Origin of the sequence: Corynebacterium lipophiloflavum DSM 44291, assembly GCF_000159635.1 — a bacterium.
GTDB classification, from domain to species: Bacteria; Actinomycetota; Actinomycetes; order Mycobacteriales; family Mycobacteriaceae; genus Corynebacterium; species Corynebacterium lipophiloflavum.
The window spans coordinates 38,230-58,508 of record NZ_GG667194.1; the positions used below are offsets into that span (position 1 = coordinate 38,230).

Sequence of the window (20,279 nt, forward strand, 5' to 3'; positions counted from 1 at the left end):
CGGAGAACACAATGATTTTCGGGCGCTCGGACTCCCCTCGCAATAACAGCACCGGCTCCGTCGACGACGCCCAGGTGAAGGAAGTCATCACCGACGCTTTCAACTCCGACTCAAAGACCTTGGAGGATGAGGCCGGCCGCATCGGCAAGAGCTTCATTGCCGCGGTGGACAAGACCGTTCACCTGCAGTCGGGCAGCATCAAGGCCCACGTCAACTGGCTGCGCCGCCAAAACCCGGACGCCTCCCCCGCCGAAGTGCAGGCGAAGATGGACCGCCACTTCCGCACCACTGTCTCCGGCACCGGCGCGGGCGCCGGACTCGCCGCCGCTGTTCCCGGCATCGGGCTGATCACCGGCGCCGCCGCCATCGCCGGCGAGTCGGTCGTCTTCTTGGACATCGCCGCGTTCTACACCGTGGACAGCGCCTACTTGCGCGGCATCGACATCGACGACCCGGAGCGCCGCCGCGCCGTCGTATTGGTCACCCTCACCGGCACCCAGGGCCTCGCCGTGGTCGATTCCGTCCTCGGCAGCGGCGGCAAATTCACCCGCACCAACATGCTCTCGCGCTTTTCCGGGCCGACGCTGGTGGAGGCCAACAACATCCTCACCCGCACCGCGTTGCACTCGGTGACGAAACGGCTGCGACGCACCTGGCTGGGCAAGTTCTTGCCGCTGGGCATCGGCGCGGTGGCGGGTACTATCGCCAACCGCAAGCTCGCCACCGTCGTCAGCGACAACGTCTCGGCCTCCCTCGGCCCGCTGCCGCCGCGGTTTGCCCAGGAGCTGCCCGCCGAGGCGTCCGCGGAGGAGCAAGAGATGGTCAAGCGCGCGAAAAACCCGCGCGCCTTCTTGAGCTTCATCGCGGGCGCGGTCGGCGGCCAGAAGTCCGAATCCGACAACACGAGCGACACCGGCGATAACAAGCGCACCCGCGCTCGACGCAACCGTGGCTAGGCCGCGCGAGGCGTCGCTGCTGCGCCGCGTCGTCCGCGAAAACAAGGCGGCCGCCTACCTCGCCTTCGGCACAGCGTTTTTGGCTGCCTTCGCCCAGGTCGCCCTGCCCGCGCTGACGGGTCGCGCGATCGACGTCGCCACGGGTGCGGCCCAGGGCTCGATCAGGGAGATCGCGTGGTCGATGGTGGGTCTCGCGCTGCTAACCTACGCCCTTAGCTGGATGCGCCGCTGGTCCTCGGGGCTTTTGGCGACGAACTCCCAGCACTGGGTGCGCGTCGGCCTGCTGAAAACCCTGCACCGCCTCGACGGGCCGGGACAAGATGACATTGTCACCGGTCAGATCGTGTCGCGCTCGATCACGGACCTCAACCAGTTCCACATGGTGCTCGGGTCCGCGCCCATGTTCGTGACCCGCGCTCTGCAGCTTCTGGCCACGATCGTTGTCATGCTGACCATGGACGTGCGCTTGACGCTGCTGTCGTTGGTGCTGATGCCGCTGATCCTGTGGGAGGCCAACCGTTCGCGCACGGCGCTCTACGCCGCGACCTGGGTCAACCAGCAAACCGCGGCGGATCTGGCCAGCCACGTCGAGCAGACCGTCTCCGGCGTGCGGGTGGTCAAGGCCTTCGGGCGCGAGGACCGCGAAATCGATCGCCTCGACGAGCTGGGCCGCTACCTGTACGCGGTGAAGATGCGGGCGGCGAAGCTCACGGCGCGCTTCCAGCCGCTGCTCTCCCAGTTGCCGAAGATTGCCCTGGTGATCACGATCGTCGCCGGCGGCCTGATTGCGGTCAGTGGGGCGATCACGATTGGCGCCTTCGTGGCTTTCAGCGCGTACCTGACCTCGATGTCGTCGTTGCTGTCGATGCTGACCAACCAGTACGTGCGCCTGCAGATGGGCTTGAGCTCGGTCGATCGCCTCAACCAGGTTCTGACTCTGCGCACCGAGCGCGACGATCCCGCAGCCCCCCAGCCAGCTCCGCCCGGAAGCGTCGGCATCCGCTTCGACGACGTTCACTTCGCCACCGGCGGCCACCAGGTGCTGGATGGGTTGACGCTGACCGCGGCCCCCGGTGAAACCATCGCGGTCATCGGCCCCGCCGGCGCGGGCAAGTCCATGGCGGTACAGCTCGCCGGCGGGTTCTACACCCCTGACGCCGGCAGCGTCTCGCTTCTCGACGCCTCCCTGACGCCCACCAACTACGACAGCATGACCCTGGAGGCAATCCGCTCGAAGGTCACCTGCGTGTTCGACGAGGCTTTCTTGTTCTCCTCGTCGATCCGCGACAACATCGCGATGGGCACCGGGGCCACCGACGCCGAGGTCCGCGAAGCCGCGCGGCTCGCGCGCGCCGACGAGTTCATCGACAACCTGCCCGAGGTCTACGACACACTCGTTGGCGAGCGTGGCCTGACGCTATCCGGCGGCCAGCGCCAACGCATCGCCCTGGCCCGCGCGCTGCTGTCGCGCCCGGCCGTGATGGTGCTCGACGACGCCACCAGCGCCATCGACGCCGACAACGAGGCGGCCATCCTGAACAACCTGCGCACGCACCTGCGCGGGGTGACCATGATCGCGGTGGCGCACCGCCAGTCCACCGTCGACCATGCCGACCGGGTCGTCATCATGGATCGCGGCCGCGTCATCGCCGACGGGCCCCGCGAGGAGATCGTCGCCCTCGACGCCTATCGCGCGCTGATGGACCCCGCGCCAGACGCCCCTGCGCCGAGACGGACGCAACCGTCTCACGATGAACTGTGGCCGCAGGTCGACCACGGGTACCGCGAGCACTTCAACACCAGCGGCCCCGGTAGCTCCATCGCCGCCAGCGAGGAGCTGCTCGCGCGTGTCGACGCCCTGCCCCGCGCAACCGAACAGCCCAACCTCGCCGACACCAAGGTCGCGGAGCTGCGCGAACCCACGTCCACCTTCAAGGTCGCGGACCTGTTCAAGGCCGTGCGCTGGCTGATCGCGGCGACCGTGATCCTGCTCGTCATCGGCGTGCTGGCGGACCTCGCCCTGCCCACCCTGATCCGCGCGGCCATCGACCGCGGCATCGCGCCGGGCGACACCGACGCCCTGTGGACTGTCGGCGCGCTGGCTCTCGGCGTGGTCGCCATCGCCTGGGCCGCCGAGGTGCTGATGACGGTGCTGAGCTCGCGCTCGGGTGAGCGCCTGCTTTACGGCCTGCGGTTGCGCAGCTACGCGCACCTGCAGCAGCTTGGTTTGAGCTACTTCGAACGTCATCTCTCGGGGCGGATCATGACGCGCATGACCACCGACATCGACACACTGTCGTCGTTTTTGCAGACCGGGCTCGCCCAGGCAATCGTTGCGGTGGGCACGCTGATCGGCGTGACCGTGATGCTGGTGGCCACCGACGGCCGGCTCACACTCATCGCGCTGCTCGCGGTGCCCGTCATCGTTGCCGCCACCGTGGTCTTTCGCATCCTGTCCAAGCGTTATTACCACGCCGCGCGCGCCCAGGTCTCGCTGGTCAACGGCGAATTCGCCGAGCTCATCGGCGGAATCCGCATCTCCCAGATGCACCTCGCCGAGACGGGCGCGGAAGCCGACTTCGCCGCAGAATCCGAAACCTACCGCCGCTACCGCATGAGGTCGGTCAACCTGCTGGCCCTGTACTTCCCGGGCATGCAGGCGATCTCCCAGGTGATGACGGCCGTGATCGTCGGCTACGGCGCCGGCCGGGTGGAAAGCGGGGAGCTCTCTGTCGGCGTGCTCGTCGCGTTCACCATGTACCTCGGCCAGCTCTACGGTCCGATCCAGCAGCTCGGGCAGACCTTCGACGCCTGGCAGCAGGCCACGGTGAGCTTCAGCCGCATCACCGATCTGCTGGACACGCGCACCACCGTGCCCGACACCGGGACGAGCGCAGGCGCCGCCTCCGCCGCCCGCGGGCCGTTGAGCTTCGACAACGTCAGCTTCTCCTACAACCCGCAGGCGCCCGAGCCCACCACGGTGCTTTCCGGTGTCAACCTCACCCTTAAGCCGGGTCGCACCGTTGCGCTCGTCGGACCTACCGGGGCCGGCAAGTCGACGGTGGTCAAGCTCCTGGCCCGTTTCTATGACCCGACCCGGGGCGTGGTGCGGGCGTCGTCAAGCGATATTGCGAGCTTTCCTCTGAGCGAATGGCGCCGAGCGCTGGCCCAGGTTCCGCAGGAGTCGTACCTGTTTCCGGGCACCGTCGCCGACAACATCGCCTACGGGGTCAACGACGCCACCGAAGCCGAGATCGAGGCCGCGGTCGAGCGCATCGGCGCGCTCGACATCATCGCTTCCATCCCCGGTGGGTTCAACTACCTCGTTGGCGAGCGGGGCCGCGGCTTGAGTTCCGGGCAGCGCCAGATCATCGCGCTGGCGCGCGCGGAAATGCTCCACCCCGACGTCGTTCTTCTCGACGAAGCCACCGCCACCCTCGACCCCGCCACCGAACGCGCCGTGCTCGACGCCGCCGAGCACACCACCGTGGGGCGCACGTCGGTCATCGTCGCGCACCGCCTTGCGACGGCGCGCCGAGCGGACCGAATACTCGTTGTCAACGAAGGACGTATCATAGAAGACGGTACCCACGATGAACTCCTTAGCACCGGTGGGCACTATGCCCGCATGTGGGCAATCCACCGCTAAAGGGGTGCGAGTTAACCCTCGCCGGGGCTTTTAATTAGAGTCGATAAAAGTTACCGCAATCAAACAATGAAGAGAGGCGAGAACCTGCCGTGAGCAGCGACAGTACTTTCGGGCAAAATGACTGGCTGGTCGACGAAATGTACCAGCAGTATCGGGAGAACCCCAGCTCCGTGGACCCGGAATGGCGGGAACTCTTCGAGCGTAACGGGGCACCGCAGACCGCCACTGGTGACAAAAACGTCTCCCCCGCGCCGAGTCCCGCGAAGGCCGGCGACGCGAAGGAGTCTCGCGAAAAGACGGACCCGAAGGTGGCCAGAACCACCGGCGCACCGAGCCAGGACGGCCGCCAAACCAAGGTGGATCAGGCCGCTGCCGAAGCTGCCTCGAAGCGCTCCAAGGTTCTTCCGAAGCCGAAGCAGTCCCCGCTGCAGAAGATCGCGGACGTTAGCGTCGAGCCGGGCGAGCGCCAGCTCAAGGGCATTTACAAGGCCATTGCCAAGAACATGGACGAGTCCTTGTCGCTGCCGACGGCAACGTCCGTGAGGGACATGCCGGTCAAGCTCATGTTTGAAAACCGCGCGCTGGTCAACGACCACCTCAAGCGCACCCGCGGCGGCAAGATCTCCTTTACCCACATCATCGGCTACGCCATTGTGAAGGCCGCCCAGCTCCACCCGGGCATGAACGTCAACTACAAGGTCAAAGACAACAAGCCCTTCGTGGTCCAGCCGGAGCACATCAACTTGGGCCTGGCTATCGACCTGCCGCAGAAAGACGGCAGCCGCGCGCTCGTCGTCGCCGCCATCAAGGAGTGCGAGAAACTCAGCTTCGATAAGTTCGTCGACGGTTACGAAGACATCGTCAACCGCGCTCGAGACAACAAGCTCACCATGGACGACTTCTCGGGTGTGACCATCCAGCTGACCAACCCGGGCGGCATCGGCACCCGCCACTCCATTCCCCGCCTGACCACGGGTATCGGCACCATCGTCGGTGTCGGCGCGATGGACTACCCGGCAGAGTTCGCCGGCGCTTCCGAGGACCGCCTCGCCGAGCTCGGCGTGGGCAAGCTGGTCACCCTGACCTCCACCTACGACCACCGGGTGGTTCAGGGCGCGGAGTCGGGCGAATTCCTGCGCACGATTTCGCAGCTGCTTATCGACGACGCTTTCTGGGACGACATCTTCCACGCGATGGGTATCCCCTACTCGCCGCTGCGCTGGGCCCAGGACCTGCCCAACTCGGGCGTCAACAAGGACACCCGCGTCATGCAGCTCATCGAGGCGTACCGCTCCCGCGGCCACCTCATCGCGGACACCAACCCGCTGCGCTGGGAGCAGCCCGGCCTGCCCAAGCCGGACTCCCGCGACCTGGAGATGGAAACCCACGGCCTGACCCTGTGGGACCTAGACCGCACCTTCCACGTCGGCGGCTTCGGCGGCAAGGAGACGATGACGCTGCGTGAGGTGCTTTCGCGCCTGCGCGCCGCCTACACCCTGCACGTGGGCGCCGAGTACACCCACATCCTCGACCGCGACGAGCGTGAATGGCTGCGCGACCGCATCGAGGCGGGCATGCCCAAGCCGACCAGCGCGGAGCAGAAGTACATCTTGCAGAAGCTCAACGCCGCCGAGGCCTTCGAGAACTTTTTGCAGACCAAATACCTGGGCCAGAAGCGCTTCTCGCTCGAGGGCGCGGAGACGCTGATCCCGCTGATGGACGCTGTGATCGACACCGCCGCGGGCCAGGGCCTCGAAGAGGTTGTCATCGGCATGCCGCACCGCGGCCGCCTCAACGTGCTGTTCAACATCGTCGGCAAGCCGGTCTCGACGATCTTCAACGAGTTCGAGGGCAACATGCAGTCGGCGCAGCAGGGCGGCTCGGGCGATGTGAAGTACCACCTCGGGTTCGAGGGCGAGCACATCCAGATGTTCGGCGACGGCGAGATCAAGGTCTCCCTGGCCGCCAACCCTTCCCACCTCGAGGCCGTCGACCCGGTCATGGTGGGCATCGCGCGCGCCAAGGACGACCTTTTGCGCCACAGCCAGGGCCGCACCGACCACCCGATCGTGCCGCTGATGCTTCACGGCGACGCATCCTTCGCCGGCCTGGGTGTGGTGCAGGAGACGCTGAACCTGTCCAACCTGCCCGGCTACTCCGTCGGCGGCACCGTCCACATTGTGGTCAACAACCAGATCGGGTTCACCACCACCCCTGATTCGGGCCGCTCCACCTACTATGCCACCGACCTGGCCAAGGGCTTCGACTGCCCGGTCTTCCACGTCAACGGTGACGACCCCGAGGCTGCCGCCTGGGTCGCCCAGCTGGCCACGGAGTACCGCCGCGAGTTTGGCAAGGACGTCTTCATCGACCTGATCTGCTACCGCCTGCGCGGCCACAACGAGGCCGACGACCCGACGGTAACCCAGCCGCTCATGTACGAGCAGATCCAGTCCCACCCGTCGGTGCGCACCCGCTACACCAACGATCTCATCGGCCGCGGCGACATCACCGCCGACGAGGCCGAGATCGCCGCCCAGGACTTCCACGACCAGCTTGACTCGGTCTTCTCCGATGTCAAGGCGAATGAGGGCAAGCCGAGCGAGCAGACCGGCATCACGGAGGCGCAGAGCCTGACCCGCGGGCTGGACACCAACATCACCGAGGAGACTTTCGCGCGGCTCGCCGAGGCTTACGCCAACCTGCCGGAGGACTTCACGCCGAACAAGCGGCTGAACTCCGTTTTGAAGAAGCGCGGTGCGTCGCTCACCGAGGGCGACATCGACTGGGGCTGGGGCGAACTTCTCGCGTTCGGCTCGCTCGCCGAGGAGGGCAAGTTCGTCCGCCTCGCCGGCGAGGATTCCCAGCGCGGCACGTTTACCCAGCGCCACGCGGTGCTCTACGACCCGGAGACGGGCGAGAGCTTCAACCCGCTGGACCACAACGCGCAGGAGGCGGACAACGGCGGTCGCTTCGGCGTTTACAATTCGGCGCTCACTGAGTTTGCCGGCCTTGGCTTCGAATACGGCTACACGGTGGGCAACACCGACGCCGTGGTGGCGTGGGAGGCGCAGTTCGGCGACTTCGCCAACGGTGGTCAGACCATCATCGACGAGTACATCTCCTCAGGTGAGACCAAGTGGGGTCAGCTCTCGAGCCTGATTTCGCTTCTGCCCCACGGCTACGAGGGCCAGGGCCCGGATCACTCCTCCGCGCGCATCGAGCGCTTCCTGCAGCTCGTCGCGGAGGGCTCCATGACGATCGCCCAACCGTCGACGCCGGCCAACCACTTCCACCTGCTGCGCCGCCAGGCCCTCGGGGACATGAAGCGCCCGCTGATCATCTTCACCCCGAAGTCCATGCTGCGCAACAAGGCGGCCGTGTCCCAGCCGGCCGACTTCATCGAGGTCAACCGCTTCCAATCCGTCATCGACGACCCCTTCTTCGTTGCCCGCGGCAACAAGAAGGTCGACGGCGCCGACCACTCCAAGGTGACCACTATCCTGCTGTGCTCGGGCAAGATCTACTGGGAGCTGGACAAGCGCCGCCAGAAGGACAAGCGCGATGATGTCGCGATCATCCGCATCGAGATGCTCCACCCGATTCCGTTCAACCGCCTGTCCGACGCGTTTGCCAACTACCCCAACGCGAAGCAGATCCGCTTCGTGCAGGACGAGCCCGCCAATCAGGGCCCGTGGCCGTTCTATAGCGAGCACCTGCGCAACTTCGTGGACAACATGCCGGAGATGGTGCGCGTGTCGCGCCGCTCCCAGTCCACCACCGCCACCGGCGTGGCCAAGGTGCACCAGCAGGAGGAGCAGCAGCTTATCGACGAAGCCTTCGCCGACTAAGCCGGACTACCTCCCGCACGCAACCGGGCCGCGCCCCGCTTCTCCTGCGCCATGGAGAACGCCGGGCGCGGCCCGATTGTGATTCCTACATCGGTGGCTGCTCGATAACGTTGTCGGACTCGCCTGTATCGCCCTCGTCCTCCGATTGGGTGTCCACGGTGATCTTCGTGCGCTGCAGCATCCACTCGGCCACGACTTTGCGCACCGTTTCACCCCCCTCGACCTCATCGATCATCGTGGTGAGGTCTTCCGTGGCGAGCACGCGGTTGACAAAGTTCAGGCGGTTGAGCTGGCCACGGTTGAGCTCGGCCTTGTTGAACACGGGGATCACGTTGGTTGGCAGCGGCCCTTCCCCCGGCTCCTCGCCCTCTGGGGCGCACGCTTGGGCCGGTGAAGGATCGACTGTCATCACGTCGCCCGGGAAGGAGCCCACGGCGTACTCGTAGACAGTCTCGGAGACAGTGTCGTCGTTGAGGTCGCCCGCGGCGTCATCGTGGGCGATGTCCGCGGCCGCCTCCTCGGCGAGCTGGGGGTTGATCTGGGACAGCAACGTCCCGGTGCACGCGATGGCCATGTCCGCCTGGCCGGACCGCACGAGGTCGACGGCGGGATCTGTTGCGGCCTCGTCGACCACTGTCACGGCGGCGGGGTGCCCGACGGATTCGAGCAGCACCCGGTAAATCTCCCCCAAGATGGCCTGCTCGACCGAGTCCGGGGCGACGGCGATAACGAAGTCGTCGCCGCGTTGCCCCTCCGCAGACGGCGAGCACGCGGCCATAGCGAAAGCGGCGGCGGTGCCTAAAGCTACCGCCACCGCTGAAGTGGTGTACGTCCGTGCAGAGCGTGGCATGCGGGTTATCCTACCCGCCGCCGGTGTTCTACTGGGCCTCCCCCGTAGGGACGGCGCCGATGTTCATCTCGGCGATCAGGTCGCGCGCCTGGGGCGCGGAGTTGGGATCGCACAAAATGTCGTAGCGCCCGGCGACAATCGTGGTCATGGAGGAGAAGTCGCGCTTGCCGCCCGTGAGCGCGTAACCGACGGCGGCGAAGATGACCCCGAAGATCGCGCCGATGAGAATCGACCACAGGAAAATGATCCACCCGGTGCCCGGCAGTGCGAAGAGCGCGAAGATGAGGCCGATGAAGATGCCCAGCCATGCGCCGGACAGGGCGCCGGCACCGAGAACGCGCGGCCACGTCAAGCGTCCGGTGACGTTTTCGACCTGCATCAGGTCCACGCCGACAATCGAGAGGTCCTCGACGCGGAACTTCCGGTCGGACAGGCCGTCGACAGCGCGCTGCGCCTGCTCGTAGGTATCGAAGGAGCCAACCGGCCAACCGGCGGGGCGCTGGCGGGCAGTAGCAAGGTTGCGGTTCGAAGTAGAAGAATGCGAAGTTGTCATAGGAACTACATTACGCCACGGCGCGGCGCGGGCGGGGAGGGCGTCGATAAGCACGGGCGCTCGACTGCCTATACTTGCTAGCAAATGTCTACCTCACTTTCCCACGACCAGGTCAGCGAAGCGCTCTCGCGTGTGGACGACCCCGAGATCGGTAAACCCATCACCGAGCTCGACATGGTCGAATCCATCGCGATCGACGGCGCGGACGTCTCCGTCGGCATCTACCTGACCATCGCCGCGTGCCCCATGCGCGACACCATCGCCTCCAACACCCGCGCCGTGCTCGAGGAGCTCGACGGCGTGGGCAGCGTGGACGTTCACATGCACACGATGAGCGACGAGCAGCGCCGCGCCTTAAGCCTCAAGCTGCGCGGCGAGCAGACCACGCCGACGATCCCCTTCGCCGAGCCGGAATCGCTCACCCGCGTCTTCGCCGTCGCCTCCGGCAAGGGCGGGGTGGGCAAATCCTCCGTCACGGTCAACCTCGCAACCTCCCTCGCCGCGCAGGGGCTGACCGTGGGAATCCTCGACGCCGACATCTACGGCCACTCCGTGCCGCGGTTGATGGGCTCGACCGACATGTCGCCCACGGTCGTCGACGAGATGATCATGCCCCCGATTGCCCACAAGGTGCGCCACATTTCCGTGGGGCAGTTCGTCGAGGGCAATGCCCCGATCGTGTGGCGCGGGCCGATGCTCACCCGCGCCATCCAACAGTTCCTCAGCGATGTCTACTGGGGCGATCTTGACGTGTTGTTCATGGACCTGCCGCCGGGCACCGGCGACGTGGCGATCACGGTGGCCCAGCTCGTGCCCAACGCCGAACTGCTCATCGTCACCACCCCGCAGGCCGCCGCCGCGGAGGTCGCTGAGCGCGCCGGCACGATCTCCCAGCAGACAGGGCAGAAAATCGCGGGAGTGGTGGAGAATATGTCGGGCATGGTGCTTGCCGACGGCAGCGTGCTCAACGTCTTCGGCGAGGGCGGCGGCGAACAGGTCGCCGAGCGCCTCAGCGCGCTGACGGACACCGACAACGTCGCGCTGCTCGGCTCCGTACCGCTCGACCCGCAGCTGCGACAGCACGGCGACGAGGGCAACCCGGTGGTCATCTCTAACCCGGATTCCCCCGCCGCGCGCGCGATCGCTGAGATTGCCGCCAAGCTCAAGACGCGCCGCACCTCGCTCGTGGGCAAGGGGCTGGGCGTCAACCCGCGCTAAGCAACCGGGCTTTAAGTGATGTCAGCCCAGGAGAAGTCGCCCCCGCGCTTCTCGGTGGCGTCCACCCGGGTCGATCCTGCCGGCTTCGGGCGCGGGCCCGGGTTCGCTGGCTGGGCCGGCACCGCGGGAGTGTCATCGAGCTGCTTGCGAGGGTCAAATTCGTCGAAGAAGCGCTCGTCGCCGTCGAAAAGCACCTTCGCCATCGCTCGCCGCGGACCCATCGCCGCGTACTGGGTCACGGTGTTTAAAGGCTCGCGGAACTCCTCGAACGCGTCGAGCTCCCCGTCGAGTTCCTTTTTCGCGTTGTTGATCGCCTTCTTCGCCGCGTAAATGGCGGCGCGCACGTCCTCGATCAGCCCGGGCAGCCGCTCAGGGCCGATGATGATTAATCCGATGACGAGAATGAAAAATATCTCGCCCCATCCGATGCTGGAGAACACGGCTTACAGCTTACCTCCGCTATCGCGGCCCCACAGCGCGCGGTATGCAACCTCGACGAGCTCCGACACCGGCCGCAGACTGCGGGGCTGCTCATGCAGGCTGTTCTCGGGCATTTCGGCCAGCTTCTGCACCAGCGATCGGGGTGCCCGCACGGAGTCGTCCGCGTTGCAGCAGCGCAGGTGCTCAGCCGCGGCGCGCTGGTGGTTGACCTCGGCGCGGCACTCCTCGCACAGAACAACGTGCACCCGCGCTCGGTGGAGCGCGCTTTCGGAAAGCTCTTGGTCCGCGAAAGCGGCCACGGCCTCGGGGCTGAGGTGTTCCGTCGAGAAAAACCCCTTTTTCTTCCGCGGCGCAGGGCCGGGCGTGTGAATCGCCATGGGGCTGCTCCTTCGCGCGTCGGTTCATTGAAGTGGCGTGTGTACCTTTTCCCCCATTCAACGCATTTATGCGAGAATTCGCCAGTGGCCACGCCGCTCGCGCCCGTCTAGCGGACGCGGATTAGCTCCTTCGCGGACTCGTCGCTGGCCGCCTGGGTCTCCAGGCTGCGCCGCAGCTGCGATCGCCCGCGGTGGATGCGCGAGCGCACCGTGCCCATCTTCACGCCAAGTGTGGCTGCGATTTCCTCGTACGTCATGCCGACGACGTCGCACAGCACCACCGCAACGCGAAAGTCGGGGCTGAGCTCATCGAGCGCAGTCTGCAGCGCCGGGTCAAGGTTGGACACCGAGTACGCCTGCTCGGGCGTCATATCCGTGCCCGGGACGCGCTCGTAGTCCTCCGGAAGGGCCTCCATGCGGATCTTCGCGCGGTGGCGCACCATGTCCAAAAACAGGTTCGTGGTGATGCGGTGCAGCCAGCCCTCAAACGTGCCCGGCTGGTAGCTCTTGAGGCTGCGGAAGACGCGCATGAACGTCTCCTGCGTTAAGTCCTCCGCGTCGTGCTGGTTACCGGAGAGGCGAAACGCGAGACGGTAGACGCTGTTCGCGTGCTCGGCCACCAGCTCCGCCCACGACGGCATCTCTCCCGCACCCGCGTCGAAGGCGGCGGTGCCGGTGAGCGTGTCGGGAGCGTCGTGCAGCGGATCCATGGATATATGTTCGCACGCATTGATTCCGAATGCCAGCAAAGCGGCTGCGGAATACCTGAAAGTAGGTAACAAATGGCTAACGGCTCACCAACCCCACGAGGTCGCACAGGGTTGCATAGGATTGAGACCGTGACTGACACAGCGTTTACGACCATGAACACCTACATCGCCTCCCGCCCCGTCGCGGGCGCGGCCGCTACCGCCGAGCAGATTGCGCAGGGTTTCGACATTGCGCGCACCGAGGCTCAGGAGAACAACCTCGCACTGCCGTCACCCGCCGTCGGCTCGTTGCTGTCCACGCTGGCCGCAGCGACCACCTCGCCCCACGGCGCGGTCGCGGTAACGCCCGCGGCGGGTGTTGTGGGCTTGTACATCCTGCGCGGACTGCCGCAGAAGGCGACTGTGACCTGCATCGACCCGGAGGCCGCACACCAGGCGAGTGCCAAGGAGGCATTCCGCGCAAGTGGGTTCGCTGCCTCGCGCGGGAGGTTTCTCACCGCGCGCCCGCTCGAGGTGATGAGCCGTCTCGCGCCCGCCTCCTACCAGCTGGTCTACGCGGATGTGGAGCCCACCGAACTCAGCGCCGTCATCGACGCCGCGTGGCCGCTGCTCGTCACCGGCGGCACGCTCGTTCTCGCCGGCTCGCTTCTCGACGGCACCCTGACCGACGCCACCCGCCGCGACCGCGTGACGGACGCCGCCCGCGCCGCCGAGGACGACGTGGACGGGCTCGCGGCGTCGGAGGGAGCCGTCGTCACGCGACTGCCTCTCGACGGCGGCCTGACGCTCGTGACGAAGCGCTAGATCACTTCGTTCTTGCCCACGACAACCACTCCGCTGTCGGAGACGGTGAAGCGGCCACGGTCGCGCTCGAGGTCCACACCGATGATCTCGCCGTCGGAGACGTAGACGTTCTTGTCCAGAATCGCGCGGCGCACCACCGCGCCCTTGCCCACGCGCACCCCCGGCAGCAGCACCGAGCCCTCCACCGTGGCGCCTTCTTCAACGAGCACGTCGGTGGAAACGACCGAGTTGCGCACCGTCGCGCCCGAGACGATCGAGCCCGACGCCACGATGGACTCCTGCGAGATCCCGCCGAGGACGAACTTCGCCGGGGGCAGGTTGCCCTCCTCCGTGGAGTGGATCGGCCACGCCTTGTTGTAGAGGTTGAAGATCGGGTGCGAGGAGATCAGGTCCATGTGCGCCTCGTAGAAGGAGTCGATGGTACCTACGTCGCGCCAGTAGCCCTTGTCACGCTCGGTCGCGCCCGGTACCTCGTTGCCGGAGAAGTCGTAGACGTTGGCCTGGCCCTTGGACACGAAGTACGGGATGATGTCGCCGCCCATGTCGTGGTCCGAGTCGTCGTTCTGCTCGTCCTCGAGCAGCGCCTTGATCAGCGGCTCGGTGGAGAACACGTAGTTGCCCATGGACGCGAAAGTCACCCCCGGGTCGTCCGGGGTGCCCGGCGGGTCCACCGGCTTTTCCAGAAACTCGGTGATCGTGCCGTCCGCGTCGGCCTGGATGCAGCCGAAGGCGGTCGCCTCGTGGCGCGGCACGCGGATGCCCGCGACGGTGGCGTCCTTGCCCGAGGCGATGTGGTTTTCCACCATCTGTGAGGGGTCCATGCGGTAGACGTGATCAGCGCCGAAGACCAGCACGTAGTCCGGCTTGTCGTCGTAAATCAGGTTCAGCGACTGCACAATCGCATCCGCCGAGCCGGAGAACCAGCGCTTGCCGCGGCGCTGCTGCGCGGGCACCGACGCGATGTACTGCGGGGTGGGACCGGAGACGTTCCACGCGGTGGCGACGTGCCGATCCAGCGAGTGCGACTTGTATTGCGTCAGCACCGCGATACGCATGTAACCGGCGTTGACCAAGTTCGACAAGACGAAATCGATCAGGCGGTAATTTCCGGCGAAGGGGACGGCGGGCTTGGCGCGGTCGGCTGTCAGGGGGAACAAGCGCTTCCCCTCGCCTCCCGCAAGGACGATGGCAAGAACTCTGGGCTGTGTCTTCACACCTTCTTAGCCTATTAAAACCCCAGTCATCCTGCAGCCGATACGGCGTCGGTTCGTTAGAGGTTTCTGCAGGCGGGAATTTTCGTCACTAAGCTCGGCGGGCATGAGAGTGGGAATGATGACTCGGGAGTACCCGCCGGAGGTTTACGGCGGGGCTGGTGTCCATGTCACCGAACTAACGCGGTTCATGCGCGAGATTGACGGCGTGGACGTTGACGTGCACTGCATGGGCGAGCCGCGCGACGGCGACAACGTCTACGTCCATGGCGTTGACCCGAAGCTAACGGACGCCAACGGCGCGATCAAGACGCTGTCGACGGGGCTGCGCATCGCCGATGCCGCCTCGAACCTGCAGGTCGCCCACTCGCACACCTGGTACGCGGGCATGGGTGGCCACCTCACCGGCCTGCTCTACGACATCCCCCACGTCGCCACGGCGCACTCGCTGGAACCGGATCGCCCCTGGAAGCGCGAGCAGCTCGGCGGCGGTTACGACGTCTCCTCATGGTCGGAGAAGAACGCCTTCGAAAACGCCGACGCCGTCATCGCCGTCTCCTCCGGGATGAAGAAATCAATCCTTGAGGCCTACCCGCGTATCGACGACTCCAAGGTCCACGTCGTCCTCAACGGCATCGACACTGCCACCTGGTACCCCGGCGATGCCACCATCACCGAGGAGATCGGGGTGGACACCTCCCGCCCCGTCGTCGCCTTCGTCGGCCGCATTACGCGGCAAAAGGGCGTGCCGCACCTGCTCAAGGCCGCTTCCCGCTTCGACACCGACATCCAGTTGATCCTGTGCGCGGGCGCGCCCGACACCCCCGAGATCGCGGCGGAGACCAAGGCGCTGGTCGACGAACTGCAGCAGCAGCGCGACGGCATCTTCTGGGTCCAGGACATGCTTCCGGCGGAGAAGATCCGCGAGGTGTACGCCACCGCAGACGTGTTCGTCTGCCCGTCGATCTACGAGCCGTTGGGAATTGTCAACTTAGAGGCCATGGCCTGCCACACCGCGGTGGTGGCCTCGCGCGTCGGTGGCATCCCCGAGGTCGTGGTCGACGGCGAGACCGGCACCTTGGTGGACTACAACGAGGCCGATCCGGAGGCCTTCGAGTGTGGCCTCGCCGAAGCCGTCAACGCGATTGCCTCTGACTCGGACACGGCGCAGCGCATGGGCGCAGCGGGCCTAGAGCGCGCGAGAACCGATTTCACCTGGGACACCATCGCCCGCCAGACCGTCAACATCTACGAGAGCTTGATCTAAAAGGGACTTTTATGAGCGTTTACCGACCTGAACTACACGTCACCGTCGAGCGCGGCATCCTCGATGCCTCCGCGGGCATTCTGCGCGACGGCAAAGACATCTGGCACATGTTCTTCCAGTACCGCACGGAGCCATCCGCGCCGAGCCGCTGGGGCCACAGCGTCTCGGAGGGCTCCGCCTTCGACTGGGTGGAGTGCAATGACGCCGTCGCGCCGTTCGGCGGCGAAATAGGAGTGCGCGCAGGCTCCGTCGTCGCGCACAGCGAGGGAACTGACGTGTACTTCACCTCCGTCACCGAGGCCGGAATGTCCATCCAGATTTCGCGCGCGGACGACCTGGGTGAGCTCTGTGACAACGTCGACGAGGACTACCAGGTAGACCCGGGCATTCGCCGCCTTGGCAGCGTCTTGACCGACGAAGGCGGCTACACCCGCTTCCGCTCCCCCTGCGTGGTGCCCAACTGGGAACACGCCGACGACCGCGACAAGGGCCAGGCCGGCTGGCTGATGCTGGCGATGACCGGCGAGCCCGAATCCCCCGTGCCCGTGGTGCTCAGCTCGGACAACGGCACCTCCTGGAGAATGATCGGCCCGCTCGAATTCGACGGCGACCCCGGCTTCGACCCCGCGGCCGAGCGCCTCGTCGCCCCGCGCATCATTCGGCTGCGCGACGAGGTCGACGCGCACATCTACGACGTGCTGATGTTTACCCTCGAGCGCCGCGGCAAGGACACCACCGGCTACATCGTGGGCACCCTGCAGGGCGCGGTGTTTACCGTGGCCAAGGAAGCGCGCCACATCGACTTCGGCCATGACTTCACCCGTCCGCGCAGCACCAACTACACCCCGGGCAGCATCACCCACGACGAGCGGCTGAGCCACGCCTACATCTTCGGGGTGATGACGGACTCCGGACGCGGCGGCGACCCGACCACCGAGCCAAACTGGGAGGCCGAGGGCTGGGCCACCACCTTGAGCATCCCCCGTCGGCTCACCCTGCAGGGCGGGGCGCTGTACCAGACCCCGCCACGCGGGATTCCCGACGCTGTGGCCGCAACCGAGCGCGCCCGCCTTTGGACTGGCTTGTGCGAGATCCCGGTCGGCGAAACCGGCTCGATCAAGGCCGAGATCATCGACGGCGACGGCAACGTCGCAGCCGTGATCACGCACTCCGGCGACGAGATCAGCCTCGACCGCTTCGACGGGGCGCCGGCGTCGGCGTCGCTCGGCGATGACGACGAAGACAACATTACGATCTTGGTCGACAGCTCCACCATCGAGGTTTTCGCCGGCGGCGGCGCAGTGGCGATGTCCTCGCGCTTCTGGCCAAGCGGCGGTGCCGCGGACATCCGGATCTCCACCGACGGGTCGGCGCAGGTGCTCAACGAGTGGAACCGCAGCGCCTAGCCCTCCAAGGGCTCTGAGGCCTTGCGCATCCGCACGATGATGCCTCGCGCCGTCACGGCGAGGTGATCAGGCAGCGCGCGCAAACGCTCGTCGAGTGTTGCCGGCTCAATGTGGCGCGCCGACGGGCTCATGCCCACCTGCGCGGCGATTGATTCGCGGTCGAGGCGCATCGGGAATTCCAGGACCTCCGGTTCGCCAATGAGCTCGAGGTGGCCCGCGGCCTGTTCCACGAGGCGCTCCAGCTTGCCCTCCTCCACCCCGAGGATGCCCAGCGGCGCGCGCAACTCGTCGAGGTGGCCGTGCCCCGGAATCATCACGACAACCTCACCCTGCGGGGCCAGCACGCGGGCGAATTCGGCGGGGTTGCGGGGCGCGAAGACGACGGTGATCACATTGATGGAGGCGTCGAGAAGCGGCAGCCCCTCCCAGACATCGGCGACGACCGCGCCGACGCGCGGGTGCGCCTTAGCCAAGCGTTTCGCCGCAGGTACGGAGATGTCGAGGCCGACGCCGCGCACACCGGCGATGCTGTCAAGCGTGTGCGCGAGGTAGTAGCCCGTGCCCGCGCCAACTTCGACGACAACAGGCTCGGCGGCCGAGGTGGCCTCCAGCGCGCGGGACACGCGATCGGTGACGGCCTCCACGAAAGGGGCGAAGTGGCCCTGGGAGAGGAACACCTCCCGGGCCATGACCATCTCCAAGCTGTCGCCCTCGTGGTTGAGCCCGGCACCGGCGCTCAGCGTGACGTAGCCTTGCTTGGCCACATCGTAAGAATGACCCGACTCGGAAACGAGCCGGGTGAAGTCGTCGGCGCCGGCAAGGCGGGTGCCGTCGACGGGGTCTGCGAGGACGTCGACAATGTCAGAGAGCATGGGCCGATCTTACCCCCGTCCGACTGAAAAGGCGTCAGTGCGCTGACTGCGCCTACTCCCCCGCCGCCTGGAGCAACAGGGTGCCGAGCTCGGAGGCTTCTTCGGCGTTCAACTCCACCACGAGGCGGCCCCCGCCGTCAGACGGGATGCGCATGACGATTTTACGGCTTTCCACCACTGCTTCCATGGGGCCGTTGCCGGTGCGGGGTTTCATTGCTGCCATTGGGTTGTGCTCCTTCTAACGCAGGCGTTTCACCCAATGCTACGTCGTTTTCGACCGCGGCACCGTAAACTTCGCTGTCGGATGTCAGTCGGTGCAGGTCAGCGAGCTGGGCGAGGAGCGCATCCACCTGGTCCATCTTGTAGCCGCGGTGCACGACCTCAAGCTGCACCGCCCCAATGTCGCCCTGCTCGACCGCGCGGCGGTTGTGCCCGATCACGTCCGTGGTCTCCGCCAGCGGCGGCAGCGCCTCGCCCCGCCCGAAGAGGTACACGCTGGCCATCACGCCGATTACGCAGACAATGGCGACAACGAGCATGAGCATGATCCACGACAGCATGGGTCACATCCTAACGTGCGTCCACGGCGGCCGCTGCCGCACTCCCGTGGGCAGGACACCGGCGCGGTCGAGGATGGTTGCGGCCACCACGTCCGCCATGGGGCCGAGCTGGGAAAGCGGACGGTTGCGGTGTTGGCGCGCGCCGAGCTCCACCTGGGCAATCGCCTCGCGGCCGTAGGTTGCGGCGACGTCGATTAGGAGGCCCGCCTCCACCCCGTAGCCGTCGACGAACGGCAGCTTGAGCGCGGTGTCGCGGCGGACCGCGTACTCGCCGGCCAGCGGTTGGACGATGTCGGAGAGCTCGGGGAACAACGTACGCAGCAGCGGCTTCGCGCACAGTTCGGTCACCCTCCCGCCACCGCCGGCCACTTCGCCGAGGTCGCGCCGGTACGATGCCTTGACCAAGTGGACTCCGGCGTCGGCGAAAGGCGCGGCGAGCGCGTCGACCCACGCGGGTGCGACAGTGGTGACGTCCGCGTCGATGAAAACCACCACGTCCCCGGTGGCGGCGTTGACCCCGCGCCACAGCGCCTCGCCCTTGCCCGGGCGCGGCGGCAGCTGCGGGTGCACATCAGCCCAGTTCACCACCCGCGCCCCGGCCTCGCTGGCGCGGCGGGCGGTGGCGTCGGTGGAATCGGAGTCGACGACGATGACCTCGTGAGCCTGTGAACTAAGGCACGACGCAACGACGTGCGCCACGGTGTCTTGCTCGTTGAGCGCGGGAATAACGACGCTGACCTTCACGCCAGGCCCCGCACCGTGTTCAGCGGCCGGGCCGTGCCGTCAATCGCCGCGGTCATGCGGATTACGTCGACGGTGTCGCGCACCTCGTGAACCCGAAAGGCCGCCACTCCCCGCGCCGCGGCCCAGGCGGTGGCCGCGAGCGTGCCCGCGACGCGCCCTCCGACCGGGCGGTCCACGGTTTCGCCGACGAAGTCCTTGTTCGACAGCGCCATGAGTACCGGCCACCCGGTGCCGACGAGCTCGTCGACGCGGCGCAGGATCTCCAGGCCGTGAAAGGTGTTCTTACCAAAGTCGTGCGCCGGGTCGATGAAGACCTTCTCCTCCGGCACTCCGAGGGCGGCCGCCCGCTCGGCCAGGGCAACTGTTTGCGCGATGACGTCGCGGACAACGTCGTCGTAATGCACCCGGTGCGGCCTCGTGCGTGGTGTTGCCCCGCCCGTATGCGAGCAGACGTAGCCGATGCGCAGGGCCCCGGCGGCCTCAATGAGCTCGGGGTCCCAGCCCGCCCACGTGTCGTTGATCAGGTCGGCGCCCGCGGCGGCCGCGGCCTCGGCGACGGGGGCGCGCCACGTGTCCACCGAGATGCTCACCTCGCGGTGGCGCTCACGCACCGCGGCGATCAGCGGCACGACCCGGTCGATCTCCTCCGCCACCGAGACCTGCTCACCCGGCCCCGCCTTGACCCCGCCGACATCGACGATGGAGGCACCGTCGGCGATGACGGCGTCGGCACGCTCTAGCGCCCTGTCCATGCCGAAGGTGGCGCCGCGGTCGTAGAAGGAATCCGGGGTGCGGTTAATGATCGCCATC

At 66.6% G+C, this 20,279-nt stretch carries 18 protein-coding genes; 7 read left to right on the forward strand and 11 right to left on the reverse strand.

Features of this window, described 5'->3' with window-relative positions:
• Window positions 1-11: 11 nt before the first annotated feature.
• The 3 genes from HMPREF0298_RS08195 (at window position 12) to HMPREF0298_RS08205 (ending at window position 8,456) form a co-directional block, all read left to right on the forward strand.
• Window positions 12-956: a hypothetical protein gene (locus HMPREF0298_RS08195; RefSeq protein ID WP_006840687.1), complete on the forward strand. Its 945-nt coding sequence runs from the start codon at window positions 12-14 to the stop codon at window positions 954-956.
• A complete protein-coding gene (locus tag HMPREF0298_RS08200; RefSeq protein WP_006840688.1) occupies window positions 949-4,605 on the forward strand; it encodes an ABC transporter ATP-binding protein in 3,657 nt (1,218 codons plus the stop codon). The genes HMPREF0298_RS08195 and HMPREF0298_RS08200 overlap by 8 nt, the downstream gene beginning before the upstream one ends.
• 89 nt (window positions 4,606-4,694) lie before the next feature.
• Complete coding sequence (locus HMPREF0298_RS08205; RefSeq protein WP_006840689.1) at window positions 4,695-8,456, forward strand: multifunctional oxoglutarate decarboxylase/oxoglutarate dehydrogenase thiamine pyrophosphate-binding subunit/dihydrolipoyllysine-residue succinyltransferase subunit; 3,762 nt, start codon at window positions 4,695-4,697, stop codon at window positions 8,454-8,456.
• Window positions 8,457-8,541: 85 nt separating this feature from the next.
• Here HMPREF0298_RS08205 and HMPREF0298_RS08210 read toward each other — a convergent pair whose 3' ends face one another.
• A complete protein-coding gene (locus tag HMPREF0298_RS08210) occupies window positions 8,542-9,306 on the reverse strand; it encodes a hypothetical protein (protein WP_157464440.1) in 765 nt (254 codons plus the stop codon).
• Window positions 9,307-9,334: 28 nt separating this feature from the next.
• Entirely contained in the window at window positions 9,335-9,859 is a 525-nt protein-coding gene (locus HMPREF0298_RS08215) for a YflT domain-containing protein (RefSeq protein ID WP_040422949.1), read from the reverse strand.
• 84 nt (window positions 9,860-9,943) lie between these two features.
• Between HMPREF0298_RS08215 and HMPREF0298_RS08220 the strand changes: the two genes are divergently transcribed.
• Window positions 9,944-11,077, forward strand: coding sequence for an Mrp/NBP35 family ATP-binding protein (locus HMPREF0298_RS08220; protein ID WP_006840692.1), 1,134 nt, complete (start codon window positions 9,944-9,946; stop codon window positions 11,075-11,077).
• Between the two features lie 11 nt (window positions 11,078-11,088).
• Here HMPREF0298_RS08220 and tatB read toward each other — a convergent pair whose 3' ends face one another.
• The 3 genes from tatB to sigE form a co-directional block, all read right to left on the reverse strand.
• Complete coding sequence (gene tatB, locus HMPREF0298_RS08225; RefSeq protein WP_006840693.1) at window positions 11,089-11,517, reverse strand: Sec-independent protein translocase protein TatB; 429 nt, start codon at window positions 11,515-11,517, stop codon at window positions 11,089-11,091.
• A 3-nt stretch (window positions 11,518-11,520) separates the two neighbouring features.
• The gene (locus tag HMPREF0298_RS12880) at window positions 11,521-11,895 is read right to left on the reverse strand and encodes a hypothetical protein (RefSeq protein ID WP_006840694.1); all 375 of its coding nucleotides are present in this window, start codon (window positions 11,893-11,895) and stop codon (window positions 11,521-11,523) included.
• 107 nt (window positions 11,896-12,002) lie between these two features.
• The gene (sigE, locus tag HMPREF0298_RS08235) at window positions 12,003-12,605 is read right to left on the reverse strand and encodes an RNA polymerase sigma factor SigE (protein ID WP_006840695.1); all 603 of its coding nucleotides are present in this window, start codon (window positions 12,603-12,605) and stop codon (window positions 12,003-12,005) included.
• A gap of 129 nt (window positions 12,606-12,734) precedes the next feature.
• Here sigE and HMPREF0298_RS08240 point away from each other — a divergent pair, with 129 nt between their 5' ends.
• Complete coding sequence (locus HMPREF0298_RS08240) at window positions 12,735-13,409, forward strand: O-methyltransferase (protein ID WP_040422951.1); 675 nt, start codon at window positions 12,735-12,737, stop codon at window positions 13,407-13,409.
• Here HMPREF0298_RS08240 and glgC read toward each other — a convergent pair.
• Entirely contained in the window at window positions 13,406-14,623 is a 1,218-nt protein-coding gene (glgC, locus tag HMPREF0298_RS08245; RefSeq protein WP_006840697.1) for a glucose-1-phosphate adenylyltransferase, read from the reverse strand. The two genes, HMPREF0298_RS08240 and glgC, sit on opposite strands and share 4 nt — an antisense overlap.
• A 103-nt stretch (window positions 14,624-14,726) precedes the next feature.
• Here glgC and glgA point away from each other — a divergent pair, with 103 nt between their 5' ends.
• Entirely contained in the window at window positions 14,727-15,887 is a 1,161-nt protein-coding gene (gene glgA / locus HMPREF0298_RS08250; RefSeq protein WP_040422953.1) for a glycogen synthase, read from the forward strand.
• 11 nt (window positions 15,888-15,898) lie between these two features.
• Window positions 15,899-17,293 (forward strand): GH32 C-terminal domain-containing protein, encoded by a 1,395-nt coding sequence (locus HMPREF0298_RS08255; protein ID WP_006840699.1) that lies wholly within the window; start codon window positions 15,899-15,901, stop codon window positions 17,291-17,293.
• Here the strand turns inward: HMPREF0298_RS08255 and HMPREF0298_RS08260 are convergent.
• From HMPREF0298_RS08260 to folP, 5 genes are read right to left on the reverse strand one after another with little or no spacing between them, the layout of a single operon-like run.
• Window positions 17,290-18,165 carry a methyltransferase domain-containing protein gene (locus HMPREF0298_RS08260; RefSeq protein WP_006840700.1) on the reverse strand — a complete coding sequence of 292 codons (876 nt, stop codon included), beginning with the start codon at window positions 18,163-18,165 and terminating at the stop codon, window positions 17,290-17,292. The genes HMPREF0298_RS08255 and HMPREF0298_RS08260 overlap by 4 nt on opposite strands.
• 52 nt (window positions 18,166-18,217) lie before the next feature.
• Window positions 18,218-18,388 (reverse strand): DUF3117 domain-containing protein, encoded by a 171-nt coding sequence (locus HMPREF0298_RS11855; RefSeq protein ID WP_006840701.1) that lies wholly within the window; start codon window positions 18,386-18,388, stop codon window positions 18,218-18,220.
• Entirely contained in the window at window positions 18,327-18,725 is a 399-nt protein-coding gene (locus tag HMPREF0298_RS12250; RefSeq protein ID WP_157464441.1) for a DivIVA domain-containing protein, read from the reverse strand. The genes HMPREF0298_RS11855 and HMPREF0298_RS12250 overlap by 62 nt, the downstream gene beginning before the upstream one ends.
• A gap of 3 nt (window positions 18,726-18,728) precedes the next feature.
• A complete protein-coding gene (locus HMPREF0298_RS08270; RefSeq protein ID WP_006840702.1) occupies window positions 18,729-19,469 on the reverse strand; it encodes a glucosyl-3-phosphoglycerate synthase in 741 nt (246 codons plus the stop codon).
• A complete protein-coding gene (folP, locus tag HMPREF0298_RS08275; protein ID WP_040422975.1) occupies window positions 19,466-20,278 on the reverse strand; it encodes a dihydropteroate synthase in 813 nt (270 codons plus the stop codon). Before folP ends, HMPREF0298_RS08270 begins: the two co-directional genes overlap by 4 nt.
• Between the last annotated feature and the right edge of the window lies 1 nt (window position 20,279).